Genomic DNA, 18,824 nt, shown 5'->3' on the forward strand with positions numbered 1-18,824 from the left:
TATCGCCAGCGACAGGGCCGGATTTTTGGGAAGCCACCGGAGTCCAGCGTCCAGCCGTGACGCCTGAAACCCTCGTAAATTCAAACACCTGATTGGCTGCGCGGGGTGGATACCCCGCGGATGCCGGAGTCCAACCGGAAGCCGGTGGACCCCGCCGCCGGAGTCCACCCGGCCAATGCCGATCGACCATCAACAGGAACCCGCATGACCGTCGCCTTCGCCCCCGAGCGGATCGAGATATGGCCACTTGCGCGCCTGCAGCCCTACGCGAAGAACGCGAAGGTGCACGGGGCCGACCAGGTCGCCAAGATCGCCGCCAGCATGGCCGAGTTCGGCTGGACCGTGCCCTGCCTCGTCGGCGAGGACGGCGAGCTGATCGCGGGGCACGGGCGCGTCCTCGCTGCCACGCAGCTCGGGCTGACCGAGGCGCCGGTGATCGTGCTCGGGCATCTGACCGAGGCGCAGCGCCGGGCGTACCGGATCGCGGACAACAAGCTGACCGAACTCGGCAGCTGGGACGAGGCGCTGCTGTCGGCCGAACTGAACGACCTGCTGGCCGAAGACTTCGACCTGTCGCTGGTCGGGTTCTCCGATGGTGAACTCGACAAGCTGCTGGCTTTCGATCCGGACGGGGGCGGTGAAGAAGAGGGTGGCGCCGGGGGCTCCGTGCCACCGGTGACCATTCCCGAGCCGCCGCGCAATCCGGCCTCGCGCACGGGCGATCTCTGGATCCTTGGCGATCACCGGCTTCTCTGCGGGGACTCGACGAGTTACGACGATGTGCGCCGGCTGATGAACGGCGAGCGTGCGGTGCTGTTTGCCACCGACCCGCCATACCTCGTCGACTACGACGGCTCGAACCACCCGACGCGGAACAAGGACTGGTCGCAGTCCTACGGTGTCACTTGGGACGACAGCTCGCAGGGCGCGGACCTCTACGACGGCTTCATCGCCGCGGCTGTCGCTGAGGCGATCACTGAGGACGCGGCCTGGTACTGCTGGCACGCCTCGCGCCGCCAGGCGATGCTCGAGGCCTGCTGGGAGAAGGCTGGCGCCTTCGTGCACCAGCAGATCATCTGGGTGAAGGACCGCGGGGTGCTCACCCGGTCGCACTACCTCTGGAAGCACGAGCCCTGTTTCATGGGCTGGCGCCGTCCGAACCGCCCGCCGAAGATCGCCGAGCAGACGCTGCCCTCGACCTGGGAGATGCCGTCCTTCGCGAAGGAGGAGCGCCCCGACCATCCGACGCCGAAACCGCTCGACGCCTTCGGGATCCCGATGCGCCAGCACGTCGCCCGCGGCGGGCTCTGCTACGAGCCGTTTTCCGGCTCCGGCTCGCAGATCATGGCGGGCGAAGCGAATGGCCGCCGCGTCTTCGCGATGGAGATCAGCCCGGCCTATGTCGATGTCGCCGTCGAGCGCTGGCAGGCCGAGACTGGCCGCGAGGCAGTCCTCGAAGACGACGGACGGACCTTCGCCGAGGTGAAGGCCGAGCGGCTGGGCGAAACGCCGGCCGCACCCGAGGGGACCCACGCGGCCTGACGACGTGGATGGCGTGGCTCTACCTTCCTCCGGTCTGCCTGCCGGAGCCGGCGACGCGTGCCTCTTCGGCCTCTCGCTCTGCTCCGGCGCCGGCGGGCTCGATCTCGGGCTGCACCTCGCACTCCCCGGATATCGCACTGTGGGTCATGTCGAGCGGGACGCCTACGCCGCGGCCGTCCTCGTGGCGCGGATGGAAGACGCGACCCTGGATCGCGCGCCTCTCTGGGACGACGTTGCCACCTTCGACGGCCGCCCATGGCGCGGCGCGGTGGACATCGTCACTGCGGGCTACCCGTGCCAGCCGTTCTCCGTCGCGGGCAAGCGCAGGGGCGCGGACGACCCGCGTCACCTCTGGCCGCATGTCGCCCGCATCATCGGCGAGGTCGAGCCGCCCTTCGTGTTCCTCGAGAATGTCGCCCATCATCTCCGCCTCGGCTTCCCCGAAGTCGCCGGAGGACTGGTCGGCATGGGCTACCGCCTTGCGGCAGGCCTCTTCACGGCGGCGGAGGTCGGTGCGCCGCACCGGCGCGAGCGGCTCTTCATCCTCGCCCACCGCGAGCGCGACCATCTGGCCGACCCCGCGCGCCTGTTCAGGGACGCGGTCGAGCGGCGGCAACCGGACGGAGATGATGCGACTCTGGATGACGCCAACGGCGCGGGATCACAAGGACGGGGCGACGAGCCTCGCGAACACGCCGGTGAACGGGCTGCTTGGCCGCCAGGTCCTGGTGACGCCGACGGCTGGCGGGCGTTCCTGCGACACGCCCCGGACCTTGAACCCAGCATTCGTCGAGGCGCTGATGGGCTGGCCCACCGGGTGGACCGGCTTCGGCTCTGTGGCAACGGAGTGGTCCCGCTGGTCGCGGCGCATGCGCTCCGAACTCTCGCAGTTGAGCTGCTGGCCGATGGATGAGGGTGCGCGATGAAACAGAGCCGAGCCATGTCGCTGGTCGAAGCCATCGCTAACGTGGCGGTAGGCTATGGTGTCGCCGTCATCACGCAGATCCTCGTCTTCCCGGCCTTCGGGCTGCACACGACGCTGGCGCAGAACCTTAAGATGGGTGCGGTGTTCACGGTGGTGAGCATCGCGCGGTCCTATGTCCTGCGGCGGCTGTTCGAGGCGATCCGCATCCGTGAGCCCAAGTCGCCGAATGACGGAATGAAGGTGACGCGCTCTCGTCCGGTGAAATACACTCGCTTCGAGAGGGAGGAACGAAGCGAATGTCGGGCGGACAAAAGCATTGGGACGGGGTCTATGGTGCGAGGTCGGAAGACGAACTGACCTGGTTCGAGGCCACGCCCGGCCTTTCGCTCGAACTCGTCCGTGAGCACCTGCAGCCGGGTGAGCCGTTCATCGATATCGGCGCCGGCGCGTCGCGCCTCGTCGATGTCCTGCTCGATGAGGGCTTCGGCCCCCTCACCGTGCTGGACCTGTCAGGCGCCGCATTGGCGGTCAGCAGGCAGCGTCTCGGCGCTCGGGGCGACGACGTCGCCTGGACCGAGGCGGATATTACGACATGGGAGCCGGAACGGGCCTACGCAGTCTGGCACGACCGTGCGGTGTTCCACTTTCTGACCGCAGTCGACGACCGTGCCGGTTACGCCCGCGCGCTTTCGGACGCCCTGCGACCGGGTGGGATTGCGATCATTGCGACCTTTGCGGATGACGGACCGGAGATGTGCTCGGGTCTGCCCGTGGTGCGCTATGCGCCCGAGGCTCTGGCGCAGGAACTCGACAGGTTGCTGCCGGGGCAGTTCGATATGATTGACGCTAGACGCCATCTGCACATCACGCCGAAGGGCAACCGGCAAAGCTTCCAGTACAGCGTGTTCCGGAAGACGGATCACTGAAACGAGAGCCGCCGCCCCGAGCGGGACGGCGGCATCGGACCGTGGTGATCTGCGGCCCTAGTCGCTGGGCAGGCTGTAAACCCGCCCGCGGCCCTCGACCTTCTCGGAAGTCACTTCGAGTCCGAGCTTCTTCTTGAGCGCGCCGGCGAAGGCGCCTCGGACCGTGTGCGGCTGCCAGCCCGTTTCGGCGACGATCTCGTCGATGGTCGCGCCGCCCTCGGCGCGGAGCATCTCGATCAGCTTCGCCTGCTTCGTGCCTGCGCGCGGTGCGCGCGCCTTGGGTGCGGGGTCGGCGTTGGCGGGAGCGTCCTGCGGGGGCTCTGGGCTCTGCGCCTCGTCGGCGCCCGTGGGCGCGCTGTCGCCTCCCTCCGGCTCGACGCCGATGGCGGCGAGACCCGCGTCCGTGATGTGCAGAAGGATGGCGCGGCCGTCCTCGTCGTTGCGCCAGATGCGGTTGAGGGCTGCGTCGGCCTTGGTCCGGCTGTCGGTCGTGGTCTCGGCGACCAGCCCGCGGGAGAGGAGCGCGCCGACCACCTTGGCGGCGGCGCCGCCGCGAAGGGAGCCGGGGAGCGGCAGGACGTTGCGGTCCTCGTTCTGCGCGGCGGCGCTGAGGATCACGAGCTGAGTGTCGGAAAGCTTGGTCATGGGGTCGTCTCCGTGTACGGGGCCCGCGACATGCGGCGCCTTCTACGACCCCGAGCCGCGCAGGGCGCGCGGCGGGAGTTCCGGCGGGGCCGGAGATCACTCGGCGTGTTCGCCCTCGCCGAACGCGCTGTCGGTGATGCGCTTCAGGAGGCTGGCGTAGTGCTCCAGCGTGCCGACCATCGCCCAGCCCACCTCGTCGGGCGCGCAGTTGAAATGGTCGTCGCTGAGCGCCTGAAGGCGGGCGAGCATCTCGTCGATCTCGGCCTTCTTGCCGATGAAGGCCGCGAGCGCGGCTTCCTTGTTCCGGCGCGCCTTCTCGGCGCGGAGTTCGTGGCGCGGGGTGGTGATCTGGTTCAGGCGGGTGGTCATCGGGGTGGCTCCGTGGTGAGTTGCATCGTCCTCCTGGAGACACGTTCCCTCTGTCCGCACCGCTTATCAACTCGATAAGCACATGATTCTGAATGATAATCGGAGCCTTCGATGCTGGGCATGAGCGAGCGCCAGTACGCCGCCCATGTCGGGTTGTCGCGCGGCGCGATCCAGAAGGCGAAGGCCGCCAGCCGGCTCGTCCTGCACGAGGATGGCAGCATCGACGCAGCGGCGTCCGACCAGCGGCGAGCCGAGACGACGGATCCGTCGAAGACCAGGAAGCCGGCGTCGCCGAAGCTGAAGCCCGTGCCCGAGGCCGCCGTCGCCGCCGTCGGCGACACGCTACGGGAACAGGGGCTATCCGCCCCGGCCATGGGTGGCGGCACGACGTTCCTGCAGGCCAAGACCGCGAACGAGGTGCTGAAGGCGCAGGAGCGGCGCATCCGGCTCCAGAAGCTGAAGGGGGAACTGGTCGACCGTGCGCGGGCGGAGACGCTGATGTTCCGGCTCGCGCGCGACGAACGCGATGCGTGGGTGACCTGGCCCGCGCGAGTTGCCGCGCTGATGGCCTCGGAGATCACCGCGGCGCTGGGGGATGCATGCGAGGTGGAGGCGGCGCAGATGCAGAAGGTTCTGGAGGCCCATGTCCGCGCCCAGCTCGACAGCCTCGCGGAGATCCAACCCGGGCTTGGATGAGGATCTCTTCGGGTTCGACGGCGCCGCCGCGCTGATCCGCGCCTGGTCGCGGGGGCTGCGTCCCGACCCGGATCTGACCGTCTCGAGCTGGGCGGACCGCCACCGGAAACTCGCTTCGCGCGCCTCGGCCGAGCCCGGGCAGTACCGGTCCGCGCGCACGCCCTACATGCGCGAAATCATGGACCGGCTCTCGCCCGGCGATCCCACCCATCGGATCGTGTTCATGAAGGCCGCGCAGGTCGGCGCGACCGAGGCCGGCAACAACTGGATCGGCTTCGTCATCCACCAGGCGCCGGGGCCGATGCTGGCGGTCCAGCCGACGGTGGAGCTGGCGAAGCGCAACTCGCGCCAGCGGATCGACCCGCTGATCGACGAGAGCCCCGGCCTGCGGGAGCGGGTGAAGCCGGCGCGCTCCCGCGACGCTGGCAACACGATGCTGTCGAAGGAGTTCGCGGGCGGCATCCTGATCATGACGGGCGCGAACTCGGCGGTCGGGCTGCGGTCCACACCGGCGCGCTACATCTTCCTCGACGAGGTCGACGCCTATCCAGCCTCGGCCGACGAGGAAGGCGACCCGGTCACGCTGGCCGAGGCCCGCTCGCTGACCTTCGCCCATCGGCGCAAGGTGTTCCTGGTGTCGACCCCGACGATCCGGGGGCTCTCCCGGATCGAGCGCGAGTTCGAGGCGTCCGACCAGCGACGGTACTTCGTGCCGTGCCCGCATTGCGACGCGATGCAGTGGCTGAAGTTCGAGCGGCTGCGCTGGGAGAAGGGGCGGCCGGAGAAGGCTGAGTATCAATGCGAGGGCTGCGAGCGGCCGATCGCCGAGCACCACAAGACGAGGATGCTCGAGCGCGGCGAGTGGCGCGCGACGGGAACGGCTACCGATCCCACGACGGCCGGCTACCACCTCTCGGCGCTCTATTCGCCGGTGGGTTGGCTCAGCTGGCAGCGGATTGCTCGAGCGCATGAGGCGGCACGGGGCAGCGACGAGGCGATGCGGGCGTTCCGGAACACCATTCTCGGCGAGACCTGGATGGAAACCGGCGAGGCGCCCGACTGGCAGCGGCTGGCGGACCGGCGCGAGGCATGGACGCCGGGCACGGTGCCCGAGCGCGGGCTCTTCCTGACCGCGGGCGCCGACGTTCAGAAGGACCGGATCGAGGTCGATGTCTGGGCCTGGGGCCGCGGGCTGGAAAGCTGGCTCGTCGACCACCTCGTGCTTGAGGGCGGTCCCGGCGATCCGGCCTGCTGGCAGCTGCTCACCGATCTGCTGGGGCGCACATGGTCCCATGCCTCCGGCGAGCATCTGGCGCTCGCGCGGCTCGCGATCGACACGGGCTACGAGACCAGCGCGGTCTATGCCTGGTCGCGCCAGGTGGGGTTCGCGCAGGTGGCGCCGGTGAAGGGCGTCGAGGGGTTCACGCGAACAAGTCCTGTGACCGGGCCGACCTATGTCGATGCGACTGTCGCGGGCAAGCGGCTCCGGCGCGGCGCGCGGCTCTGGACCGTCGCCACCTCGACCTTCAAGGCCGAGACCTATCGCTTCCTGCGGCAGGACCGGCCGACGAGGGAAGAACAGGCGGCCGGTGCGCTGTGCCCGCCCGGCACGATCCACCTACCGGACTGGGCGGACAGCGAATGGCTCAAGCAGCTGACCGCCGAGCAGCTGGTGACGGTGCGCACGAAACGCGGCTTTGCGCGGCTCGAATGGCAGAAGCTCCGCGAGCGCAACGAGGCGCTGGACACACGGGTCTATGCCCGCGCGGCAGCGTGGATCGCGGGCGCGGATCGTTGGCCCGAAGCACGCTGGGCCGATCTGGAAGCGCAGCTCGGGGTGGCGAAGCAGGACGGGCCCGAGGCTGGTCCGGCGATGGCGCCGTCCAGCCCGACACGAACGACGCCGCGCCGGCGGACGGTGCGCTCGAGCTACATGAGGTGATCCATGGCCACGGCCGCCGAGCTCCGCGCCCGCCGCGACGCGCTGACCGCGCAGCGGTCCTCGGGCGTGGCGCGGGTCAGCTATGACGGCAAGACCGTGGACTACCGCAGCGTCGCCGAGATCGACCGGGCCATCGAGGCGCTGGATCGCGAGATCGCCACGGCCGAGGGGCGTCGGCTTGTGCGGCAAGTGCGCGTGACGACGGCGAAGGGGCTCTGAACCCATGGGCCTCTTCGACCGCTTCCGCCGTCGGTCCGCCGGCGGCCCCGCCGCCGTACGCGCCCGCCTTGAGGGCGCCATGGCGAAGCGTCGGCTGCGCGGCTGGAACCCGCCGCTCGAGAACATCAACGCGCTGGTCGCCTCCGGTGGCCCGCGTCTGCTGGCGCGGTCCCGAGAGCTGGTGGTGACGAACGGCTATGCCGCCAACGCCTGCGAAGCCTTCGCGGCCAACCTTGTCGGCGACGGGATCAAGCCGTCCTCGCTGATCGGAGACGCCGATCTGCGCGACCAGGTGCAGCGGCTCTGGCTCGCCTGGACCGACGAGGCCGATGCGGACGGGCTGACCGACTTCTACGGCCTGCAGGCCATGGTCGCGCGCGAGATGTTCGTCGCCGGCGAGTGCTTTGTCCGGCTGCGCACGCGCCGGACCGAGGACGGACTGCTCGTCCCGCTGCAGCTGCAGCTTCTCCAGTCCGAGATGCTGCCCTTCGAGAAGACCGAGACGGCGGCGAACGGCAACCGCATCCGCTGCGGGATCGAGTTCGATGCGATCGGGCGACGCGTGGCCTACCACTTCCGCCGCCGGCATCCGGGTGACAGCACCGACCAGGGGGCGGTGATCCCGGAGACTGCGCGCGTGCCGGCGGCCGACGTGCTGCACATCTACCGGCCGATCGATGCGGGCCAGATCCGGGGACTACCGCATATCGCGCCGGCGATGGTGCGGCTGTTCCTGCTCGACCAGTACGACGACGCAGAGCTCGATCGGAAGAAGACCGCGGCGATGTTCGCGGGGTTCATCACCAAGACCGCGCCGGAAGAGCCCATGATGGGCGAGGCCGAGGCGGACTTGGACGGGGCCGCCATCGCGAGCCTCGAGCCCGGCACGATGCAGGTGCTGCTGCCGGGCGAGGACGTGAAGTTCTCGTCGCCGGCGGATGTCGGCGGCGGCTACGAGGCGTTCCAATACCGCACGCTGCTGGCGGTCTCGGCCTCGCTCGGGCTGCCCTATCACCTCGTCACCGGCGATGTCCGGCAGGCGAACTACTCGAGCCTCAGGGCCGAGCTTGTCGAGTTCCGCCGCCGCATCGGCCAACTGCAGCATGGCGTGATCGTGCACCAGCTCTGCCGCGCGGTCTGGCAGCGCTGGCTGGAGACGGCGGTGCTGTCGGGCGCGCTCGATGCCGATGCTGCGGCGGTGCGGCCGGTGCAATGGATCCCGCCGCGCTGGGACTGGGTCGATCCGCTGAAGGACATCCAGGCGCAGGTGCTGGCGATGGAGGCCGGCATCACCTCGCGGCGCAAGGTAGTCGAGGCCACCGGTTACGACATCGAGGAAGTCGACCGCGAGAACGCCGCCGACGCCGCGCACGCGACGGGTCTCGGCCTGCGCTACCGCACGAGCCCCGGCGAGACGCAAGGCGCCCGCGCGTCTCCGGCAACGCGGGCAACGCCCGGCGATGGCGCCGGCAACGACTCGGACGACGGCGCGGCGACGACCGATCCGGCCACCGAACAGGAGTGACGACATGGCAAGCTGGTATGCGATCCGCGCCCGGGGAACGGGGGCGGAAGTTGCGATCTATGACGAGATCGGCGCCTACGGGGTCTCGGCGAAGGGGTTTCTCAGCGACCTGGGCGCGCTGTCCGAGGGCACGCCCGTCGATCTGCGGCTCAACAGCCCTGGCGGTTCGGTCTTCGACGCGGTCGCGATCCACAACGCGATCAAGCGGCACGAAGGCCCGGTCACGGTCTGGATCGACGGCATCGCCGCCTCGGCGGCCTCCTATGTCGCCATGGCGGGCGACGAGATCGTCATGCCGGAGAACGCCTTCCTGATGATCCATGATCCGGCCGGCCTCGTGATGGGCACGGCCGAGGACATGCGCGCCATGGCCGAGGCGCTCGACAAGGTGAAAGGCAGCCTCGTTTCCGGCTATGCCGCGAAATCCGGCCGGACGCCGGAGGAAGTCTCGGCGCTCATGGCTGCCGAGACCTGGTTCGACGCGTCGGACGCCGTGGCGCAGGGCTTCGCCGACCGGCTGATCGAGCCTGTCCGGATCGCCGCGAACTTCGACATCGGGCGCTTCCGCAACGCGCCGCCGATGTTGGTCGAAGCGATCGGGGCCGAGCCGGAGCCCGACAGCGAGAGCGACGGCGGTGAGATCGAAGCGGAGGAGGACACTGAGGCCGCCGCCGAAGGCGACGAGGTCGCGGACGCCGAGGACCAGCCGGCCCCCACTTCCGATACCCCGGAGCCGCCGGCCGAGACGCCACCGCCCAGTGGCGCGCCGCCCGATCCCGCCGCGATCCGGGCCGAGGCCATAGGCCACGCCCGGGCTGTCGTCGACCTCTGCCTCCTCGCAGGCCAACCGCAGATGGCGGGCCGCTTCCTCGAAGAGGACGCGAGCCTCGACGAGGTGCGCGCCGCGCTCCTCGCCGCCAAGGCCGAGGCCGAGCCCGAGATCGCGCCCCATCACCCGCAGCCCGGCCGCTCCTCGGCCGCGCGCCCCTGGGGCGAGATCGTCGCCCGCACCTTCAAGCTGAAAGGATGACACCATGACCACGCTGGTCGAAGGCACGCACCCCGGCGGCTTCCTCGTCTGGGAAGCCTTCCGCGACTACACCCGCGAGACGATCACCGTCGCCGCCGGCACGCTAGAGCCCGGCACGGTGCTGGGCAAGATCACCGCGTCCGGCAAATACACCGCCCACGAGCCGGCCGCCGTCGACGGCACCGAGACCGCCGTCGCCGTGCTCTGGGGCAATGCGGATGCGTCCGCCGGCGACGTGCCGGCCGTCGCCGTCGTCCGCGGCCCCGCCATCGTCAACCGTCACGACCTCGTCTTCGCCGGCACGCCCAGCGAGGGCGAGATCGCGGCCGCCCACACGGCGCTCCTCGCCGCGGGCATCCTCGTCCGCTGACCCAGTTCCCTTTTTCACGCGCGCCCGCACGCAAAACCGGCATCCACTTTTGCTGGGCGCGCTCCTGACAGGAGGCATCCTCATGGCCACCATGGACATCTTCGAAGGCGATGCCTTCACCATCGTCGAGCTCACGCGCGCGCTCGAAAACATCCCCTACAAGCCCGCGCTGCTCTCGGGCTCGAACCTCTTCAGCCCGCGCGGCGTGCGCTCCCGTACCGTCGTGATCGAGAGCCGGGACGGCACGCTCTCGCTGATCCCGTTCTCGGAGCGCGGGTCGGCCTACGAGCAGCAGGTGCCCGACCGGCGCGAGATGCGCGCCTTCGTCTGCCGCCAGTTCAAGAAGCAGGACGTGCTCTGGGCTTCCGAAATCCAGTCCGTCCGCGACTTCGGCTCCGAGAGCGCCACCCAGCAGGTGCAGACGGAGGTTGCGTATCGGCTCAGGAAGCTCCGCCAGGACGCCGAGACGACCTTCGAGTACCACCTCCTGAACGGCATCCAGGGGCTGGTGAAGGATCCGAAGGACCACGCGACGGTGGTGAACTACTTTACCGAGTTCGGCATCTCGCCTGCCGCCGAGATCGACTTCGACCTCGACAATGCGAGCCCGGCCTCGGGCGCGCTGCGCAAGCGCTGCCAGGCGCTCATCGAGAGCATCGAGGACTCGATGGGCGGGCTCTCGGCCGGCGCCGTGCAGATCCGCGCCGAATGCGGCTCGGCCTTCTTCGCCGATCTCGTGGCCCACAAGGAAGTGCGCGAGACCTACCTCAACACCGCCGCCGCGGCCGATCTGCGAGGGCGCGTCGCCGACGAGGTCAGCTTCGGCGGCATCACCTTCCGCCGCTACCGGGGCGGCGTCGGTTTCACGGTGCCCACCGACAAGGCGTACTTCTATCCCGAAGGGATCGAGGGCCTCTTCGAGATCTACTACGCCCCCGCCGACACCTTCGAGACGGTGAACACGCTCGGCCAGCCTCTCTATGCGCGCACGATCCCCGACCGGGATCGCGACGAGTGGGTGCGGCTCGAGATCGAGAGTAATCCGCTCCCGATTTGCACCCGGCCGCAGGTGCTGCGCTCGGCAAGGCGGACCTGATGAGTGCCTTCGCCACGGCACTGGATGCGCTCTTCGCCGACGCGCATCTCGCGCGCGATGTTGTCTACACCGCCGAAGGTGGCGCGCCGTCGCTGGTCCGCGCCATCCTGCGCCAGCCAGACGAAGTGACCGGCTTCGGCGAGGCGCGTATCTGGTCGGAAACGACCCGGCTGGACCTGCGCCTCGCAGAGGTGGCGACCCCGCGGCCCGGCGACCGCATCGAGATCGACAGCGAGGCCTTCCTGATCCATGGCGAGCCCGTTCGCGACCGCGAGCGGCTGGTCTGGACCGTCGATCTGCGCCCTGTCTGACTGTGATGAAGCTGAAGCTCGACATCACGCCGGACCTCATCGCCGCCATGGCCGCCGAGGTGAAGGCCGGCGAGAAGGCTGTCACCGCCGCCATGCGCGAGGCCGGGACGGGGCTGAAGACCGCCTGGCGCGGCCAGATCACCGGAGCGGGGCTCGGCCGGCGGCTCGCGAACTCGATCCGCAGCCAGACCTACCCGAAGGCCGGCGAGAGCCTGAATGCTGCGGCGCTGGTCTGGTCCAAGGCGCCAGTCATCGTCGGCGCCCACGACACCGGCCCGCTGATCCGCTCGAAAGAGGGCTTCTGGCTGGCAATCCCGACCGAAGCCGCCGGGCGGGGCCTTCGCGGCGGCAAGATCACCCCCGGCGAATGGGAGCGCCGCCGGGGGTTGCGCCTGCGCTTCGTCTATCGCCGCCGCGGCCCGAGCCTGCTCGTCGCCGACAGGGCTCGCATCAATAACCGCGGTCAGGCGGTCGCCTCGCGTTCGAAGACCGGCCGTAACCAGGTCACCGCGCCGATCTTTCTGTTGGTACCGCAGGTCAAGCTGCCGAAGCGGCTCGACCTCGACCGAGACGCCGAGCGGGCGCTCGATAGCGTGTCGGGGCTGATCGTGGCGAATTGGATCGACGTTCGTCTTTGAGCTATTCGACAGAGACAAAGGGGACTAGCGAACTCACACAGACGTCGGCAGGAGGGAATCAATGCGGATAGCTTGCCTCGGATGGGGTTCGTTGGTCTGGGACCCGCGTGACCTGCCGATTAGAGGTTCGTGGTTCGAAGATGGGCCACTGGTCCAAGTTGAGTTTGCTCGTCAATCACGGGACGGACGCATAACCCTTGTCCTCACCGAAGCAGGCGCAATTGTGCGCTCTCTGTGGGCACTAATGGATTGCACAGACATTGAGGCTGCTCGGGAAGCGCTGCGCGCCCGTGAAGGCGTGCCAAAGAGTAAACCAGAGTTTATCGGCTCCCTAGAACGCGGTGGTGATGGACCGGCGCAAATAGTGGGCAGCGCGGAATGGCTTCGGTATCAGCAGTTGGACGCAGTTGTCTGGACCGCGCTTCCACCCAAGTTTGGCGACGCCGAGAAGATACCCACCGAAGATCAAGTCGTGGACTACCTCGCGGGACTTCGTGGGGCGGCCCGGGACAATGCAGAGCAATACGTTCGGAAAACTCCACCTCAGATCGATACGAACTACCGACGAGCGATTTCGGCAAGATTGAGCTGGTCGGCGACGCCGTAGGCTTCATTCTTCATGCCCACCCCACGCGAAACCATCCTCGCCGCGCTGCACGCGCGGCTCTCGGCGCTGCCCGCCACCGTGCTTCGCGGTGAGGTGCTACCCGAGCGCGTCCCGGCGGCGGGGCTCCTGATCCTGCGCGACGGCGAGCCGGGAGAGCCGGAGGTCACGCTGTCGCCGCTGCGCTACCACTACCAGCACCGCGCCGAGATCGAAGCGGTCGTGCAGGGCGACGACCGTGACGCCGCCTTCGACACGTTGACCGCCAGCATAGGCACGGCGCTCGCCGCCGACCGCACGCTTGGCGGGCTCTGCGACTGGATCGAGGCCGAAGCGCCGCGCCCCGTGGACGTGCCGGTCGAGGGCGCGGCGAGCCTGAAGGCGGCCGTGATCCCGGTGGTGTTGCACTATTCCACGGCCGACCAGCTGGCCTGACCCCGACAACTCGAGGAGACGAACATGGCACGAGCCCAGGGGGCGCGGGCGCTGATGGCGCTTGCGTTCGAGACGACCTATGGAACGCCGCCCGCGAGCGGTTTCACCCGCATGCCCTTCGCCAGCACCTCGCTTGGCGCGGAGCAACCGCTTCTGAACAGCGAGTTGCTCGGCTACGGCCGGGATCCGCTGGCGCCGATCAAGGACGCGGTGACGGCCGATGGCGACGTCGTCGTGCCGCTCGACGCAGAGGCCTTCGGCTTCTGGCTGAAGGCGGCCTTCGGGACACCCACGACCACGGGCGCGGAAGCTCCCTACACCCACGAGTTCCAGTCCGGGTCCTGGACGCTGCCCAGCATGTCGATCGAGACCGGCATGCCCGAGGTGCCGCGCTATGCCATGTATTCCGGCTGCGTGCTCGACCAGATCACCTGGCAGATGCAGCGCTCCGGGCTGCTGACCGCCACGGCGCGTTTGGTGGCGCAGGGCGAGACGGTGGGCATGACCACCAGCGCTGGTACCCCAGCTGCGCTGGAGCTGAAGCGCTTCGGCCATTTCAACGGGTCGATCCAGCGCAACGGTTCCGTGCTCGGTAATGTGGTCTCGGCCGAGATCACCTATGCCAACAACCTCGACCGCATCGAGACCATCCGAAGCGACGGGCGCATCGATGGCGCGGACCCGTCCATCGCGGCGCTGACCGGCCGGATCGAGGTGCGCTTCGCCGACCAGACGCTGGTGACGCAGGCCATCAATGGCGAGGCCTGCGAGATGGAGTTCGCCTACGTCCTGCCCTCGGGCGAGAGCTTCACCTTCACCGTCCACGCCGTCTACCTGCCGCGCCCGCGCATCGAGATTTCCGGGCCGCAGGGCGTGCAGGCGACATTCGACTGGCAGGCCGCCCGCGACAGCGTCGTGGGCCGAATGTGCACCGCGACCCTCGTGAATGACGTGGAGAGCTACTGATGCTGACGCTCGACCTGACGAACGCGCCGCGCTGGCACGATCTCGCGCCCGGTGTCCGGGTGCAGCTGCGCCCGCTGACCACCGCGCTGATGGTGGCGACGCGTAGCGATCCGGCCGTCGAGGCGGTGCCCGAGGAGGCCTCGGACGAGGAGCGCGCCGTCGCTTTCGCCAAGGCGCTGGCGCGGCGGGCAGTGCTCGGCTGGGAGGGCATCAGCGATGCGGACGGCAACGCCATCGCCCCGAGCCCGGAAGCCATCGACGCGCTGCTCGACATCTGGCCGATCTTCGAGGCGTTCCAACTGACCTACGTCTCGAAGGGCCTGCTGCTGGAACAGGAAAAAAACGCCTCCGCGCTCTCGCCGAATGGTCCTTCGGCGGGGGCGAGCGCTACTGCGAAGCCTGCGCGCAAACCTGCCCGGACTGCCCGGCGCGGCTGAACCGTCCGGAAACTCCGGAGGGTTGGCAGGTCTGGGATCTCGTCGGCCGGCTCGGCGGCCAGCTGCGCGTCCTGCCCGGCGCGGTGATCGGCTGGGACATGTCGGCAGCACTCGCGCTCGGTGACGCGCTCGGCGTGCCGCCGCTCGCCATGGCCGAACTGTTGCCCGTCATCGAAGCGGTGATGGTGGCCAAGCTCAACGAACAGATGGATCACTCCCATGACTGAGAAGAGGGTCAGCGTCCGCCTCGCTGCCGTGGGCGGACGGCAGGTGCGCGCCGAGCTCGAAGGCGTGGGCGAAGCCGGATCGCGCGGTTTCGGACGGCTGAGCCGGGAGATGGAGGCGGCCAACGCCCGGCTCGCGGCCTTCTCGCGGCGGGTCCGGGTCGCGGCAGCCGCTGCCGTGGCCGCCGCAGCCGCCGCTGGCGTGGCGATGGTGCGCTCCGGCCTGCAGACGGTCGACGCGCAGGCCAAGCTGGCGCAGTCGCTCGGCACCACGGTCGCCTCGATCCAGACACTGGAGCGCGCGGGCGAGCTGGCGGGCGTGTCGATGTCCGGCATCGAGCAAGCCACCAAGGATCTGACGCGCCGTCTTAGCCAGGCGGCCGCCGGGACCGGCCCTGCTGCCGACGCGCTGGACCGATTGGGGCTCTCGGCCAATGAGCTGATCGCCCTGCCGCTGGACCAGCGCGTCGGCGCGATCAATGCGGCAATCGAGAGCTTCGTGCCCGCCGCAGAACGCGCCGCCGTGGCGGGGCAGCTCTTCGGCGAGGAAGGCTCCATCGCCATGTCGCGGATCGACACCGCGACGCTGCGCCAGGCGACGGAGGACGTGCTTGCCTTCGGGGTCGTGGTCTCCGAACAGGACGCCGACCAGATCGAGCGGACGAACGACGCCATCTCGCGGCTCGGCCTTATCTGGCGCGGGCTGTCGAACCAGCTGGCGGTCGCTGCGGCTCCGGCGCTGGAAGCCGTCGCCGACGCCATGGCCGCGGTCGCCAGCCGCACCGGGCCGCTCGGCATCGCGATCCGCGGCCTCTTCGACAACATCGGCCGCCTGACGACCTACGCCGCAACCTTCGCCGCCTTCCTCACGGGACGCTGGGTGGCCGGCATGGCGGCTGCGGCGATCTCCGTCCGCGGCCTCGCCACAGCACTGGTCGTGCTGCGCGGGGCGCTGATCCGGACCGGCATCGGCGCGCTGATCGTCGGTGCGGGTGAACTCGTCTACCAGTTCACCCGCCTCGTCTCCGGCGCGGGCGGGTTCGGCGAGGCGATGTCGCTTCTGAAGGATCTCGCCGTCGAGGTCTGGGAGCGGATCAAGATGAGCGCCGCTGCGGCGGCCGCGGCCGCCACGGCAATGTTCTTCGACCTGAAGGCGGACGCCGCCTCGGGCATGCAGAGCGCCATCGATAGCGTGGTGAGCTTCGGCAACACCGCCGCGAACACGTTCGAGGGGGCTTACGAGGCGATCAAGGCGGTCTGGGGCCTGCTGCCCGCCGCCATCGGTGATCTGGCGTTCCAGGCGGCCAACAGCCTGGTCGACGGCGTCGAGGCCATGCTGAACGGCGTGGTCTCGCGCATCAACGGCTTCATCGGCGGCATCAACCAGGGACTGGAAGCTCTCGGCTCCGAGCGGCGCATTTCGCTGGTGCCCGACCTCGACCTGGGCGAGATCGAGAACCGCTTCGAGGGCGCGGCAAGTGCTGCCACGACAGCTGCGCAGGCGGCGTTCGACCGGGCCTTCGAGGACAACCCGCTCACCGCGCCCGATCTCGGGCTCACGGACGCGGCCGCTCGCGCGCTCGAGTCCGCAAACCTCTATCGCGGCGCGGCGCGCGATCTGGCCGAGGGGGCTCGTGCGCCCCTCGAAAGCTGGCAAGCCCTGCGCGACGCGGTGCGCGGCACGGATGAGGACGGGGCCGATGCGCTGGCCGAGGCAACGGCCGCGGCGGAGCGGTTCGAGACCGCGCTCGACGGCGCCGGACAGGCGGCGACCGATGCCGGTTCCGCCGCGGGTGCTGCCGCAGCTGCAGCCGAGCCCAATGTGGAGATCGCGGTCACCGGCTGGCAGGCGGTCACGGCTGCGCTCTCGGACTACGCCAGCAAGGCGCGTGAGATCGGCGGCGACATCGGCCAGAGCCTCGTCGGCGCCTTCCAGTCGGCCGAGAACGCGGTGGGCCAGTTCGTGAAGACCGGCAAGCTGAACTTCCGAGACCTCGTCATCTCGCTGCTGGCCGATCTCGCCCAGCTGGCGACGCGGCGGTTCATCTTGGGGCCGATCGCCAATGCGCTCTCCGGCGTGTTCTCCGGGGCGGGCGGCATCTTCGCCAACGTCCTACATGCGGGCGGGATGGTCGGGTTCGCGGGGCCCTCGCGCATGGTGCCCGCCATGGCCTTCGCCGCTGCCCCTCGGATGCACGGCGGCGGGATGGCTGGCCTCCGCCACGACGAGGTGCCCGCAATCCTGCAGCGCGGCGAGCGCGTGCTGTCGCGGCGGGAGGCCCAGAGCTACGGCGCGGGCGGCGGCGTCAACGTCACCATCATGGCCCGCGACGCCGAGAGCTTTCGGCAGTCGCGCACGCAGGTCGCGGCGGACATCGCCCGCGCCGTGTCGCTCGGGCGGAGGGGCATGTGATGGCGTTTCACGAGGTCCGGTTTCCCGACAACATCAGTCGCGGCGCGCGCGGCGGGCCGGAACGGCGCACCCAGATCGTCGAGCTCGCCTCGGGCGACGAGGAGAGGAACGCCAGCTGGGCCAACTCGCGCCGCCGCTACGATGTGGCCTACGGCATCCGCCGCGCCGACGATCTGGCGGCGGTCGTCGCCTTCTTCGAGGCGCGGAACGGGCGGCTGCATGGCTTCCGGTTCAAGGACTGGGGCGACCACAAGTCCTGCCTGCCATCGGGCACGCCGTCACCGACCGATCAGGCGATCGGCACCGGCGACGGCACGACGAGCGCCTTCCAGCTGGTGAAGCGCTACACCTCCGGCGCGCAAACCTGGACACGCGCCATAGCCAAACCGGTGACCGGAACCGTGCGCATCGCGCTCGGCGGCGTGGAGCAGCCGTCTGGCTGGTCGGTCGACATCGCCACCGGCGTCGTGACCTTCGGCACCGCGCCGGGCGCTGGCGTCGCGATCACCGCGGGGTTCGAGTTCGACGTGCCGGTCCGCTTCGACACCGACGTGCTCGACGTGACGCTCGACCTTGAGCGGCTCGGCTCGATCACCTCCATTCCGCTTCTGGAACTGCGCCGATGAAGACCTTCGCTCCTGCCTTTCAGGCCCATCTCGACGAGGGCACGACGACGCTCGCCTGGTGCTGGCGGATCACGCGGGCCGACGGCGCCACCTTCGGCTTCACCGATCACGACCGGACACTCGCCTTCGACGGGACAGACTTTGAGCCCGAGAGCGGGCTGACCGCCTCCGAGGTCCGTTCGGGCTCGGACCTGTCCGTCGATGCGCAGGACGCTGAGGGGGTGCTGACCTCGGAGCGCATCACCGAGACCGAGATCCTCGACGGTCGCTGGGACAACGCGGCGGTGGAGGTCTGGCGAGTGAACTGGGCGGGCACCGGCCAGCGCGTGCTGATGCGGCGCGGCGCCATTGGCCAGATCCGGCGTGGGCGGCTGGCCTTCGTCGCCGAAGTCCGCTCGCTCGCCCATGTGCTGGGCCAGACGGTCGGGCGAACCTTTCAGGCGACCTGCGATGCCGCGCTCGGCGACGCGCGCTGCGGGGTCGATCTGGAGGATCCGACCTTCAAGGGCATCGGCGCCGTCATCGATCTCCTGCGTGACCGCGCCTTCACCGCCTCGGGTCTCGGCAGCTTCACCTCCGGCTGGTTCACCTTCGGCACGCTGGACTGGACGAGCGGTGCGAACGCAGGACGGCGCACCGAGGTGCTGGGCCATGAGGTGACCGACGGCGTGGCGATCCTGACCCTGCTCGAGGCACCGGTGCGCGCGATCGCCGAGGACGACGCCTTCATCATCCGTGCGGGTTGCGACAAGCGCATGGAGACCTGCGGCGCGAAGTTCGGGAACACCGCCAACTTCCGAGGCTTCCCGCACATCCCCGGTCAGGACGCAGTCCTGCGGTACGCGACCAAGGACGGTGGTCATGATGGGGGCGTGCTGTGAGGGG

The 18,824-nt window shown here is 69.5% G+C and carries 22 protein-coding genes; 20 read left to right on the forward strand and 2 right to left on the reverse strand.

Going from position 1 to position 18,824, the window contains the following annotated elements:
* Positions 1–204 precede the first annotated feature (204 nt).
* From EAT49_RS00160 to EAT49_RS00175, 4 genes are read left to right on the forward strand one after another with little or no spacing between them, the layout of a single operon-like run.
* Positions 205–1,542 (forward strand): site-specific DNA-methyltransferase, encoded by a 1,338-nt coding sequence (locus tag EAT49_RS00160; protein WP_123640213.1) that lies wholly within the window; start codon positions 205–207, stop codon positions 1,540–1,542.
* 13 nt (positions 1,543–1,555) lie between these two features.
* Positions 1,556–2,455 (forward strand): DNA cytosine methyltransferase, encoded by a 900-nt coding sequence (locus EAT49_RS00165; protein WP_246003708.1) that lies wholly within the window; start codon positions 1,556–1,558, stop codon positions 2,453–2,455.
* Between the two features lie 9 nt (positions 2,456–2,464).
* The gene (locus EAT49_RS21790) at positions 2,465–2,824 is read left to right on the forward strand and encodes a DUF7220 family protein (protein WP_425459505.1); all 360 of its coding nucleotides are present in this window, start codon (positions 2,465–2,467) and stop codon (positions 2,822–2,824) included.
* Positions 2,764–3,393 (forward strand): class I SAM-dependent methyltransferase, encoded by a 630-nt coding sequence (locus tag EAT49_RS00175; RefSeq protein WP_123640215.1) that lies wholly within the window; start codon positions 2,764–2,766, stop codon positions 3,391–3,393. Before EAT49_RS21790 ends, EAT49_RS00175 begins: the two co-directional genes overlap by 61 nt.
* 57 nt (positions 3,394–3,450) lie before the next feature.
* Here EAT49_RS00175 and EAT49_RS00180 read toward each other — a convergent pair whose 3' ends face one another.
* Together EAT49_RS00180 and EAT49_RS00185 are read right to left on the reverse strand one after the other, a co-directional pair.
* Entirely contained in the window at positions 3,451–4,038 is a 588-nt protein-coding gene (locus EAT49_RS00180) for a DUF3489 domain-containing protein (protein WP_123640216.1), read from the reverse strand.
* A 96-nt stretch (positions 4,039–4,134) separates the two neighbouring features.
* On the reverse strand, positions 4,135–4,407 hold the full coding sequence (locus EAT49_RS00185; RefSeq protein ID WP_123640217.1) for a hypothetical protein: 273 nt from the start codon (positions 4,405–4,407) through the stop codon (positions 4,135–4,137).
* 111 nt (positions 4,408–4,518) lie between these two features.
* Between EAT49_RS00185 and EAT49_RS00190 the strand changes: the two genes are divergently transcribed.
* The 16 genes from EAT49_RS00190 to EAT49_RS00260 all read left to right on the forward strand — a co-directional run bounded on the left by EAT49_RS00190 (position 4,519) and on the right by EAT49_RS00260 (position 18,820).
* Complete coding sequence (locus tag EAT49_RS00190; protein ID WP_123640218.1) at positions 4,519–5,103, forward strand: hypothetical protein; 585 nt, start codon at positions 4,519–4,521, stop codon at positions 5,101–5,103.
* Positions 5,051–7,045 (forward strand): phage terminase large subunit family protein, encoded by a 1,995-nt coding sequence (locus EAT49_RS00195; protein WP_221181408.1) that lies wholly within the window; start codon positions 5,051–5,053, stop codon positions 7,043–7,045. Before EAT49_RS00190 ends, EAT49_RS00195 begins: the two co-directional genes overlap by 53 nt.
* A gap of 3 nt (positions 7,046–7,048) precedes the next feature.
* Positions 7,049–7,264: a phage head-tail joining protein gene (locus tag EAT49_RS00200; RefSeq protein WP_123640220.1), complete on the forward strand. Its 216-nt coding sequence runs from the start codon at positions 7,049–7,051 to the stop codon at positions 7,262–7,264.
* A 79-nt stretch (positions 7,265–7,343) separates the two neighbouring features.
* The gene (locus tag EAT49_RS00205) at positions 7,344–8,789 is read left to right on the forward strand and encodes a phage portal protein (protein WP_123640784.1); all 1,446 of its coding nucleotides are present in this window, start codon (positions 7,344–7,346) and stop codon (positions 8,787–8,789) included.
* A gap of 4 nt (positions 8,790–8,793) precedes the next feature.
* Positions 8,794–9,819 (forward strand): head maturation protease, ClpP-related, encoded by a 1,026-nt coding sequence (locus EAT49_RS00210; protein ID WP_185020591.1) that lies wholly within the window; start codon positions 8,794–8,796, stop codon positions 9,817–9,819.
* A gap of 4 nt (positions 9,820–9,823) precedes the next feature.
* Positions 9,824–10,189 (forward strand): head decoration protein, encoded by a 366-nt coding sequence (locus EAT49_RS00215; RefSeq protein ID WP_123640222.1) that lies wholly within the window; start codon positions 9,824–9,826, stop codon positions 10,187–10,189.
* Positions 10,190–10,271: 82 nt separating this feature from the next.
* Complete coding sequence (locus EAT49_RS00220; protein WP_123640223.1) at positions 10,272–11,285, forward strand: major capsid protein; 1,014 nt, start codon at positions 10,272–10,274, stop codon at positions 11,283–11,285.
* Entirely contained in the window at positions 11,285–11,596 is a 312-nt protein-coding gene (locus EAT49_RS00225) for a head-tail joining protein (protein ID WP_123640224.1), read from the forward strand. The genes EAT49_RS00220 and EAT49_RS00225 overlap by 1 nt, the downstream gene beginning before the upstream one ends.
* A 5-nt stretch (positions 11,597–11,601) precedes the next feature.
* Entirely contained in the window at positions 11,602–12,234 is a 633-nt protein-coding gene (locus EAT49_RS00230; RefSeq protein ID WP_123640225.1) for a DUF6441 family protein, read from the forward strand.
* A gap of 619 nt (positions 12,235–12,853) precedes the next feature.
* Complete coding sequence (locus tag EAT49_RS00235; protein WP_123640226.1) at positions 12,854–13,273, forward strand: acyl-CoA transferase; 420 nt, start codon at positions 12,854–12,856, stop codon at positions 13,271–13,273.
* Between the two features lie 24 nt (positions 13,274–13,297).
* Positions 13,298–14,239: a phage tail tube protein gene (locus EAT49_RS00240; RefSeq protein ID WP_123640227.1), complete on the forward strand. Its 942-nt coding sequence runs from the start codon at positions 13,298–13,300 to the stop codon at positions 14,237–14,239.
* Positions 14,239–14,676, forward strand: coding sequence for a hypothetical protein (locus tag EAT49_RS00245; RefSeq protein WP_123640228.1), 438 nt, complete (start codon positions 14,239–14,241; stop codon positions 14,674–14,676). The genes EAT49_RS00240 and EAT49_RS00245 overlap by 1 nt, the downstream gene beginning before the upstream one ends.
* A 98-nt stretch (positions 14,677–14,774) precedes the next feature.
* Positions 14,775–14,903, forward strand: coding sequence for a DUF7697 family protein (locus tag EAT49_RS21665; protein WP_281274693.1), 129 nt, complete (start codon positions 14,775–14,777; stop codon positions 14,901–14,903).
* Positions 14,896–17,313: a phage tail tape measure C-terminal domain-containing protein gene (locus tag EAT49_RS00250; protein WP_123640229.1), complete on the forward strand. Its 2,418-nt coding sequence runs from the start codon at positions 14,896–14,898 to the stop codon at positions 17,311–17,313. The genes EAT49_RS21665 and EAT49_RS00250 overlap by 8 nt, the downstream gene beginning before the upstream one ends.
* Positions 17,313–17,939: a DUF2460 domain-containing protein gene (locus EAT49_RS00255; RefSeq protein ID WP_123640230.1), complete on the forward strand. Its 627-nt coding sequence runs from the start codon at positions 17,313–17,315 to the stop codon at positions 17,937–17,939. The genes EAT49_RS00250 and EAT49_RS00255 overlap by 1 nt, the downstream gene beginning before the upstream one ends.
* Complete coding sequence (locus EAT49_RS00260) at positions 17,936–18,820, forward strand: DUF2163 domain-containing protein (protein ID WP_123640231.1); 885 nt, start codon at positions 17,936–17,938, stop codon at positions 18,818–18,820. Before EAT49_RS00255 ends, EAT49_RS00260 begins: the two co-directional genes overlap by 4 nt.
* The last annotated feature ends 4 nt before the right edge of the window (positions 18,821–18,824 follow it).

This window comes from Histidinibacterium lentulum (genome assembly GCF_003789055.1).
Lineage (GTDB): Bacteria > Pseudomonadota > Alphaproteobacteria > Rhodobacterales > Rhodobacteraceae > Oceanicola > Oceanicola lentulus.

Excerpts from the sequence above, each read along its gene's own strand:
- EAT49_RS00250 (WP_123640229.1), top strand. The coding sequence starts at position 14,896 with ATGACTGAGAAGAGGGTCAGCGTCCGCCTCGCTGCCGTGGGCGGACGG.
- EAT49_RS21665 (WP_281274693.1), top strand. The coding sequence starts at position 14,775 with ATGTCGGCAGCACTCGCGCTCGGTGACGCGCTCGGCGTGCCGCCGCTC.
- EAT49_RS00245 (WP_123640228.1), top strand. The coding sequence starts at position 14,239 with ATGCTGACGCTCGACCTGACGAACGCGCCGCGCTGGCACGATCTCGCG.
- EAT49_RS00195 (WP_221181408.1), top strand. The coding sequence starts at position 5,051 with ATGTCCGCGCCCAGCTCGACAGCCTCGCGGAGATCCAACCCGGGCTTG.
- EAT49_RS00255 (WP_123640230.1), top strand. The coding sequence starts at position 17,313 with ATGGCGTTTCACGAGGTCCGGTTTCCCGACAACATCAGTCGCGGCGCG.
- EAT49_RS00185 (WP_123640217.1), bottom strand. The coding sequence starts at position 4,407 with ATGACCACCCGCCTGAACCAGATCACCACCCCGCGCCACGAACTCCGC.
- EAT49_RS00230 (WP_123640225.1), top strand. The coding sequence starts at position 11,602 with ATGAAGCTGAAGCTCGACATCACGCCGGACCTCATCGCCGCCATGGCC.
- EAT49_RS21790 (WP_425459505.1), top strand. The coding sequence starts at position 2,465 with ATGAAACAGAGCCGAGCCATGTCGCTGGTCGAAGCCATCGCTAACGTG.
- EAT49_RS00210 (WP_185020591.1), top strand. The coding sequence starts at position 8,794 with ATGGCAAGCTGGTATGCGATCCGCGCCCGGGGAACGGGGGCGGAAGTT.
- EAT49_RS00200 (WP_123640220.1), top strand. The coding sequence starts at position 7,049 with ATGGCCACGGCCGCCGAGCTCCGCGCCCGCCGCGACGCGCTGACCGCG.
- EAT49_RS00220 (WP_123640223.1), top strand. The coding sequence starts at position 10,272 with ATGGCCACCATGGACATCTTCGAAGGCGATGCCTTCACCATCGTCGAG.
- EAT49_RS00180 (WP_123640216.1), bottom strand. The coding sequence starts at position 4,038 with ATGACCAAGCTTTCCGACACTCAGCTCGTGATCCTCAGCGCCGCCGCG.
- EAT49_RS00235 (WP_123640226.1), top strand. The coding sequence starts at position 12,854 with ATGCCCACCCCACGCGAAACCATCCTCGCCGCGCTGCACGCGCGGCTC.
- EAT49_RS00215 (WP_123640222.1), top strand. The coding sequence starts at position 9,824 with ATGACCACGCTGGTCGAAGGCACGCACCCCGGCGGCTTCCTCGTCTGG.
- EAT49_RS00240 (WP_123640227.1), top strand. The coding sequence starts at position 13,298 with ATGGCACGAGCCCAGGGGGCGCGGGCGCTGATGGCGCTTGCGTTCGAG.
- EAT49_RS00205 (WP_123640784.1), top strand. The coding sequence starts at position 7,344 with ATGGCGAAGCGTCGGCTGCGCGGCTGGAACCCGCCGCTCGAGAACATC.
- EAT49_RS00190 (WP_123640218.1), top strand. The coding sequence starts at position 4,519 with ATGCTGGGCATGAGCGAGCGCCAGTACGCCGCCCATGTCGGGTTGTCG.
- EAT49_RS00160 (WP_123640213.1), top strand. The coding sequence starts at position 205 with ATGACCGTCGCCTTCGCCCCCGAGCGGATCGAGATATGGCCACTTGCG.
- EAT49_RS00260 (WP_123640231.1), top strand. The coding sequence starts at position 17,936 with ATGAAGACCTTCGCTCCTGCCTTTCAGGCCCATCTCGACGAGGGCACG.
- EAT49_RS00225 (WP_123640224.1), top strand. The coding sequence starts at position 11,285 with ATGAGTGCCTTCGCCACGGCACTGGATGCGCTCTTCGCCGACGCGCAT.
- EAT49_RS00175 (WP_123640215.1), top strand. The coding sequence starts at position 2,764 with ATGTCGGGCGGACAAAAGCATTGGGACGGGGTCTATGGTGCGAGGTCG.